This window comes from Conyzicola sp. (genome assembly GCF_046714715.1).
Classification (GTDB): domain Bacteria; phylum Actinomycetota; class Actinomycetes; order Actinomycetales; family Microbacteriaceae; genus Conyzicola.
Genome location: NZ_JBKKAD010000143.1, coordinates 21,539 through 28,751 on the forward strand (window position 1 = coordinate 21,539; position 7,213 = coordinate 28,751).

At 68.5% G+C, this 7,213-nt stretch carries 7 protein-coding genes; all 7 read left to right on the forward strand.

Going from position 1 to position 7,213, the window contains the following annotated elements; translation table 11 throughout:
• Positions 1–7 precede the first annotated feature (7 nt).
• Positions 8–1,315 carry a D-arabinono-1,4-lactone oxidase gene (locus ACLQ6X_RS10570; protein WP_411700130.1) on the forward strand — a complete coding sequence of 436 codons (1,308 nt, stop codon included), beginning with the start codon at positions 8–10 and terminating at the stop codon, positions 1,313–1,315.
• Positions 1,316–1,380: 65 nt separating this feature from the next.
• The gene (locus tag ACLQ6X_RS10575; RefSeq protein ID WP_411700131.1) at positions 1,381–2,748 is read left to right on the forward strand and encodes a GH1 family beta-glucosidase; all 1,368 of its coding nucleotides are present in this window, start codon (positions 1,381–1,383) and stop codon (positions 2,746–2,748) included.
• Positions 2,749–2,908: 160 nt separating this feature from the next.
• Entirely contained in the window at positions 2,909–3,970 is a 1,062-nt protein-coding gene (locus ACLQ6X_RS10580; protein WP_411700124.1) for an ABC transporter substrate-binding protein, read from the forward strand.
• A 48-nt stretch (positions 3,971–4,018) separates the two neighbouring features.
• Positions 4,019–4,840: an ABC transporter ATP-binding protein gene (locus ACLQ6X_RS10585; RefSeq protein ID WP_411700125.1), complete on the forward strand. Its 822-nt coding sequence runs from the start codon at positions 4,019–4,021 to the stop codon at positions 4,838–4,840.
• Positions 4,837–5,652: an ABC transporter permease gene (locus ACLQ6X_RS10590; protein ID WP_411700126.1), complete on the forward strand. Its 816-nt coding sequence runs from the start codon at positions 4,837–4,839 to the stop codon at positions 5,650–5,652. The genes ACLQ6X_RS10585 and ACLQ6X_RS10590 overlap by 4 nt, the downstream gene beginning before the upstream one ends.
• A 2-nt stretch (positions 5,653–5,654) precedes the next feature.
• Entirely contained in the window at positions 5,655–6,542 is an 888-nt protein-coding gene (locus ACLQ6X_RS10595; protein WP_411700127.1) for an ABC transporter permease, read from the forward strand.
• A 104-nt stretch (positions 6,543–6,646) separates the two neighbouring features.
• On the forward strand, positions 6,647–7,213 hold the full coding sequence (locus tag ACLQ6X_RS10600) for a LemA family protein (protein WP_411700128.1): 567 nt from the start codon (positions 6,647–6,649) through the stop codon (positions 7,211–7,213).

Genomic DNA, 7,213 nt, shown 5'->3' on the forward strand with positions numbered 1-7,213 from the left:
TTCACGGCTGCTGCAGCCCGGAACGCTGTGGCAGAACTGGGGGCGCTCCGCGAGCGACCACCCGAAACACCTGGCCCGCCCCGCGAACGTCGACGAGGTGATCGAGGTCGTCGACTTCGCCCGGACGCACGGCCTCACCGTCAAGCCGATCGGGGCGGGGCACAGCTTCACCGCCATCGCGGCGACCACGGGCATCCGCCTCGATCTCGACGCGGTCGACGGCCTCATCGCGGTCGACGGCAACCTCGTCACCCTCGGGGCGGGCACCAACCTGCACCAGCTGCCCGCGCTGCTCGCGCCGCACGGCCTCGCCCTCGCCAACATGGGCGACATCGACCGGCAGACGATCGGCGGCGCCACCTCGACCGGCACCCACGGCACCGGGTCGGCCTTCGGCGGCCTCGCCACGCAACTGCGCGCGGTGACCCTCGTGACCGCGGATGGCGGTGTTCTGCGCGTGAGCGAGACAGAGAACGCCGAGCTGTTGCCCGCCGCGCGGCTCGGACTCGGCGCGCTCGGCGTGCTCGTCGACGTGACCATCGAGTGCGTCCCGGCCTTCCTGCTGAGCGCCGTCGAGAGGCCGGAACCGATGGCGGCCGTGCTCGACGACTGGCACGGCGCGACCGAGGCGACCGACCACTTCGAGTTCTACGTCTGGCCGCACACCGACACCGTGCTGAGCAAATACAACACCCGGCTGCCGATCGACGCCGAACGCAGTCCCGTCGGCCGGTTCGCCGGCTGGTGGGAAGACGAGTTCATGTCGAACCGGGTGCTCGCCGCCAAGCTCGAGCTGGGCCGGGCGCTGCCGGGGCTCACGCCGGCGATCAACCGGTTCGCCACCCGGCTGGTGGGCGACCGCAGCTACACCGACGTGTCGCACGAGGTGTTCGTGTCGCCGCGCCGCACGCGCTTCGTCGAGATGGAATACGCCGTGCCGTTCGACGCCGTGCCCGAGATCGTGCGCGAGATCCACGCCCTCATCGAGCGCAGGCGGTGGAAGATCTCGTTCCCGATCGAGGTGCGCTCGGCCGCGGCCGACGACCTCTGGCTGTCCACGGCCTCGGGGCGCCGCACCGGCTACATCGCCCTGCACCGCTACCACCGTGAAGACCCGGCCGAGTACTTCCGTACCATTGAGGAAATCATGCAGACACACGGTGGCCGCCCGCACTGGGGCAAAATGCACAACCGCGACGCGGATTCACTGCGCGCGGCGTACCCCCGCTTCGACGACTTCGTGACGGTGCGCGACCGGCTCGACCCCGACCGCCTGTTCGGCAACGCCTACCTCGAGCGCGTGCTCGGCGCGTGAGCACGCGGAAGATCACCCGACCCGGCCGCGAGTGGCTCGACAACCCGGCCGGCCTCGGCGAGCTGATGCCCGCCGGCTTCACGATGGGCGTCGCCACCAGCGCGTTCCAGATCGAGGGCGCCATCCTGGACGACGGCCGCGAGCCCTCCACCTGGGACACCTTCATGGCGCAGGCCGGGCGCATCGCCGACGGCTCCGACGCCGCGATCGCCACCGACCACTACCACCGCTACGCCGAAGACGTGCGCCTGATGCGCGAGCTCGGCGTCGACTCCTACCGCTTCTCGTTCGGCTGGTCGCGCCTGCAGCCGGGCGGGCGCGGGCAGCTGAGCCGACCCGCCGTCGCCTTCTACGACCGGCTCGTCGACGCGCTACTGGCGGACGGCATCAAGCCGATGGCGACGCTTTTCCACTGGGACACCCCCGAGGCGCTGCAGCACACCGGCGGCTGGCTCGAGCGCGACACCGCCTACCGGTTCGCCGAGTACGCCTTCCTCGCCGGGGAGGCGTTCGGCGACCGCATCGAGAGCTGGGTCACGGTGAACGAGCCGGCCACGGTCACCCTCAACGGCTACGCGCTCGGTGTGCACGCTCCCGGCGCGACGCTGCTCTTCGACTCGGTGCCGGCCGCCCATCACCAGCTGCTCGGGCACGGCCTCGCGGTCGAGGCGCTGCGGGCCGCATCCGTCACCGGAGCGATCGGCATCACGAACGTGCACTCCCCGGTGCAGCCGGCCGGCGACAGCGAAGACGACGCCCTCGCGGCCCAACTGTTCGACATCGTGCACAACCGCGTCTACGCCGACCCCGTGCTGCTCGGCCGCTACCCCGAGATCCCCGAACCGTTCGAGCACCTCTTCGGCTTCCTGCGCGAGATCGAGCCGTCGGATCTCACGGCCATCTCGGCGCCGCTCGACTTCTACGGACTCAACTACTACATGCCCACGCGGGTCGCCGCGGGGTCGCCGACGGATGCCACGACTCCCGACGGCCAGTCGCCGGTGTCGCGGCAGCTACCGTTCTCGCTCACACCGTGGCCGGAGTATCCCGTTACCGGGTTCGGCTGGCCGGTCGCCCCCGATTTCCTCGCCGTGACGCTCACCGAACACGCGGAACGGTACGGCGACGCGCTTCCCCCGCTGGTCATCACCGAGGGCGGCGCGAGCTTTCCCGACGTCGTGCAACGCGACGGGTCGATCGACGACGAGGCGCGAGTGCTCTACCTCGCCGAGCACCTGGCCGTGGCCTTCGCCGGCGTGCCCGGCGTGACCCTGCGCGGCTATTTCGTCTGGTCGCTGCTCGACAACTGGGAGTGGGCGGCAGGCTTCGGCCAGCGCTTCGGTCTCGTTCACGTAAACTTTGACACGCAGAGTCGCACACCCAAGCGCTCGTTCGCCTGGCTGCAGCGCCTCATCGGCGGTCGAACCCGCTAGCTGTGCCTGCGGGTTCGCCGCGGCTTCGGCTGCGGCTGGCCTCGGCGAGACGAAACCGTTACCGCGGTTAACCTGCTCGAAACACCGTCATGAAGAACGCGAAACGCGCGCTGGGTAAAGTCACCCTCACCCATACTCCTTCAGAGACAGGCATTCCTCCATGTCAGCACGCTTCAGCTTCACCTCGCGGCGCAAAGCCGCCGTCACTATCGCTGCCGCGGGCCTCGTGCTCGCCCTCGCCGGTTGCTCGGGCTCTACCCCGGCCGCCGACGGCGACAGCGAAAGCCTCGGCGACCTGGCCCTGCAGCTCTCCTGGATCAAGAACGAGGAGTTCGCGGGCGAGTTCTTCGCGCTCGACAAGGGCTACTACGAAGAGGCCGGCCTCGGCGAGGTCAGCATGGCCGCCGGTCCCTCGACCGGTAGCGCCGAGCTGCTCTCCGGCACCGCGGATGTCGCCCTGAGCGACGCGATCTCGATCGGCACCGTCGTCGCGAACGAGGAGGCCCCGCTCAAGATCATCGGCGCCACGTTCCAGAAGAACCCCTTCACCATCCTGTCGCTCGCCGACGGTGGCAACATCCTCACCCCCGAAGACATGGTCGGCAAGAAGATCGGCGTTCAGGCGTCGAACACCTCGCTGTTCGAGGCGCTGCTCGCCGCGAACGACGTCGACCCGTCGTCGCTCACGATCGTGCCCGTGCAGTACGACCCGTCGGTGCTCGTCAACGGCGACGTCGACGGCTTCGTCGCGTACCTCACCAACGAGGCCATCTCGGTCGCGGCGCAGGGCTACGAGGTCTCGAACCTGCCGTTCGCCGACAACGGCCTGCCGTTCGTCGCCGAGACCATCACGGTCACCGACCAGACGCTCGCCGAAGACCGCGAGAAGCTCAAGGCCTTCCTGGTCGCCGAGATCAAGGGCTGGAGCGACGCCGTCGCCGACCCCGACGCCGCTGCCGAGCTCGCGCTCGAGCTCAACGGTGCCGAGGCCGTGCCCGACATCGAGGCCTCCAAGGCCGGCGCCGCCGCTCAGGTCGACCTCATCGTCTCCGAGGAGACCGAGGAGAACGGCCTGTTCACCATCAGCGACGACCTCCAGGAGCAGACCGTCAAGACCCTCGCCGCGGCGGGCATCACGATCGAGGCATCCGACCTCTTCGACCTCTCGCTTCTCGCAGAGGTCTACGAGGAGAACCCCGAGCTCGTCGCCTACGCTAAGTAGCTCGCGCCGTTCACAGAACGGCGTCTCTCAGAACAAAGGACCTACCCCGTGACCACAACCACGGCTGTCGACGGTGCCCAGGGAGTTGCCCTGGGCACCGGCATCCAGATCAGCGACCTGCACAAAGAGTTCCGCATGGGAACGAAGGGTGTGGTGGCGCTGGAGAACGCCAACCTGCACACCGACAAGGGCACGTTCCTCGCCCTTCTCGGACCCTCGGGTTGCGGTAAGTCCACCATCCTGCGCATCCTCGCCGGGCTCGAAGACCCGACGTCGGGCACGACCCGCGTCGACGGCAAGAGCCCGAAGGAGCTGCGCAAGAACAACGAGCTCGGCATCGCGTTCCAGGATCACGCGTTGCTCCCTTGGCGCAGCGTGATGTCGAACATCCGCCTGCCGTTCGAGATCGCGGGCAAGAAGGCCGACCAGGCCTACATCGACGAGCTCATCGACCTCGTCGGCCTGCGCGGCTTCGAGAAGGCCAAGCCCGCCCAGCTGTCGGGCGGGATGCGCCAGAGGGTGTCGATCGCCCGTTCGCTCGTGATGAAGCCGTCGGTGCTGCTGCTCGACGAGCCCTTCGGCGCTCTCGACGACATGACCCGCCAGCGCCTCAACCTCGAGCTGCTGCGCATCTGGACCCAGAAGCCGGCAACGACCCTGCTCGTGACCCACGGCATCTCCGAGGCGATCTTCCTCTCCGACCAGGTGGCCGTCATGAGCCCGCGCCCCGGCCGCATCAAGGAGATCATCGACATCGACCTGCCCCGGCCGCGCCTGCCCGAAATGCAGCGCACGCCCGAGTTCCACGCCTACGTCGACCACGCCTCCGACCTGCTCTTCGGCGCCGGCGGCGCCGCGATCGACGAGTGACGCGCACCGTGCGTAGGTTCGCTCTTCCCCCGTGGGCCGTGGGACTGCTCGGCCTCGCGGCGCTCGTCGCCGTGTGGTGGATCCTCGCCCTCACGGTCTTCGGCCCGCGCGGCGAAGGCAACTACGCGCCGATCCCGACCCCTCCCCAGGTCATCGAGGCGCTCTTCGCCGACGGCTTCGGCTTCTACTGGACCTCATTCTCGGTCACCATGACCGAGGCGGGTCTCGGCTACCTCTGGGGCAACGGCCTCGCGCTCGTGCTGTCGGCCATCGTGCTCGTGCTGCCGTGGCTCGAGGGCGTGCTGACGCAGATCGCCGTCATCACCTACTGCATCCCGATCGTCGCTATCGGCCCGCTCGTGCTCATCATCCTCGGGGGTGCCAAGGCGCCCGGTGACCCGTCGAGCACGGCGATCTTCCTCGCCGCGTTCTCGGTGTTCTTCACGACCGTGGTGGGCACACTCCTCGGACTCAAGGCCGCCGACAAGGCGTCGCTCGACGTCGTGAGCGTCTACGGCGGCTCCAAGTTCACGCAGCTGCGCAAGGTGCGCCTCATCGCGGCGCTGCCCGGCATCCTCAGCTCGCTGCAGATCGCCGTGCCCGCCGCCTTCCTCGGTGCGGTTCTCGGCGAGTACTTCGGCAAGATCGACGTCGGCGTCGGTCCGATCCTCGTCGGCGCCGCCGTAACACTGAACTCGCCGCGCGTCTGGGTGATCTTCTTGCTCTGCGCCCTCGTCGCCATCATCGGCTACGCGGTGCTCGGGCTCGTCGGCCGGCTCATTGCGCCGTGGTCCACCGGAAAGGCGGCGTGACCGTGACCCAGACCGCCGTACACACCCCCGCCGGCGCGCCGACCCAGTCTGTCGCCGACCTGCGCAAGCAGGTGCGGTCGACCGCGCTCAGGTCGCTCGGACGGGCAGTGGGCAAGAGCGTGCTCATCGCGCTCGGCACCTTCGCCCTCGTCATCGGCGCCTGGATCGCCGTGCTCGCCCTCTTCGGCATCTCGCCCTACATCGCCAAGGGCCCGCTCGAGGTGTGGCAGTTCCTGTTCGTCGACGCAGACGCCGCCGCGAACCGGGACGTGCTCGGTGCCAACCTCGGCGTGACCATGGGGCACGCCCTTACCGGCTTCGTCGTCGGACTCGTCGTCGCCATCCTCGGCGCCATCCTGTTCCGTGTGTCGAAGGGCGCCGAGAGCGCGCTGATGCCCGTCGCGATGCTGCTGCGCTCGGTGCCGCTTATCGCCCTCGCTCCGGTCATCATCCTGATCTTCGGAACCGGCTCACAGGCATCCGTCGCCGTCATCGGCGGAATCGTCGTGCTCTTCCCGGCTCTCGTCACCATGGTCTTTGGCCTGAAGGCGGCGTCGCCGCAGATGCTCGACGTCGTGGCGGTCTACGGCGGGGGCACGCTCACGGCCGTGCGCAAGGTCGCCCTGCCCGGTGCTCTGCCGTCGCTGTTCGCCGCCATCCGCATCTCGGTGCCGGGCGCCATCACCGGTGCGCTGCTCACCGAGATGCTGTCGACCGGCGACGGCGTGGGCTTCTCGACACTGCAGTACATTCCGCAGGCCAAGTTCGCCGACCTGTGGGCCTCGGTCGTGGTGGTCACCGCGATCTCGCTCGTGCTCTACTTCGTCGTGCAGGTGCTCGAGACGGTCGTGCTCACCCGCATGGGCATGACGACCGACCGCAAGAACTAGGTTCCCCCGAGGGAGCTCTCGGCGCGCACGTGTAGGCCGCGAGTTCGCCCAGAGCCTAGACACAACGCCATGTAGCTGAGGGCCTCTCCTCTATAGTTGCCGGTATGGAAATCCTTATCGTTGTCGGTGCAATCGTGCTGCTCCTCATCATCGCGGGCGTGTACCTCTGGGCCACCTACAACGGACTCGTGACGCTCAACGTGCGCGTCGACGAGGCGTGGAGCGACATCACCGTGCAGCTCAAGCGCCGTGCCGACCTGCTGCCCAACCTCATCGAGACGGTCAAGGGTTACGCGGCTCACGAGAAGGGCGTCTTCGAGGCCGTCACCAAGGCCCGCGCCGAGTCGATCAGCGCATCGACCCCCGCCGAGGCGTCGGTCGCCGAGAACCACGTGCAGTCCGCGCTGAAGAGCGTCTTCGCCGTGGCCGAGGCCTACCCGCAGCTCCAGGCGAGCCAGAACTACCTGCAGCTGCAGGGCGAGCTCGTCGACACCGAAGACAAGATCCAGGCCTCGCGCCGTTTCTACAACGGCGGCGTGCGCGAGCTGAACACCAAGATCAAGGTCTTCCCCAACACCCTCTTCGTTCGCGGACTCGGATTCTCCGAGCGCGAGTTCTTCGAGGTCTCCGACGCGGCGGCCATCGCGGAACCGCCCCGCGTGCAGTTCTAG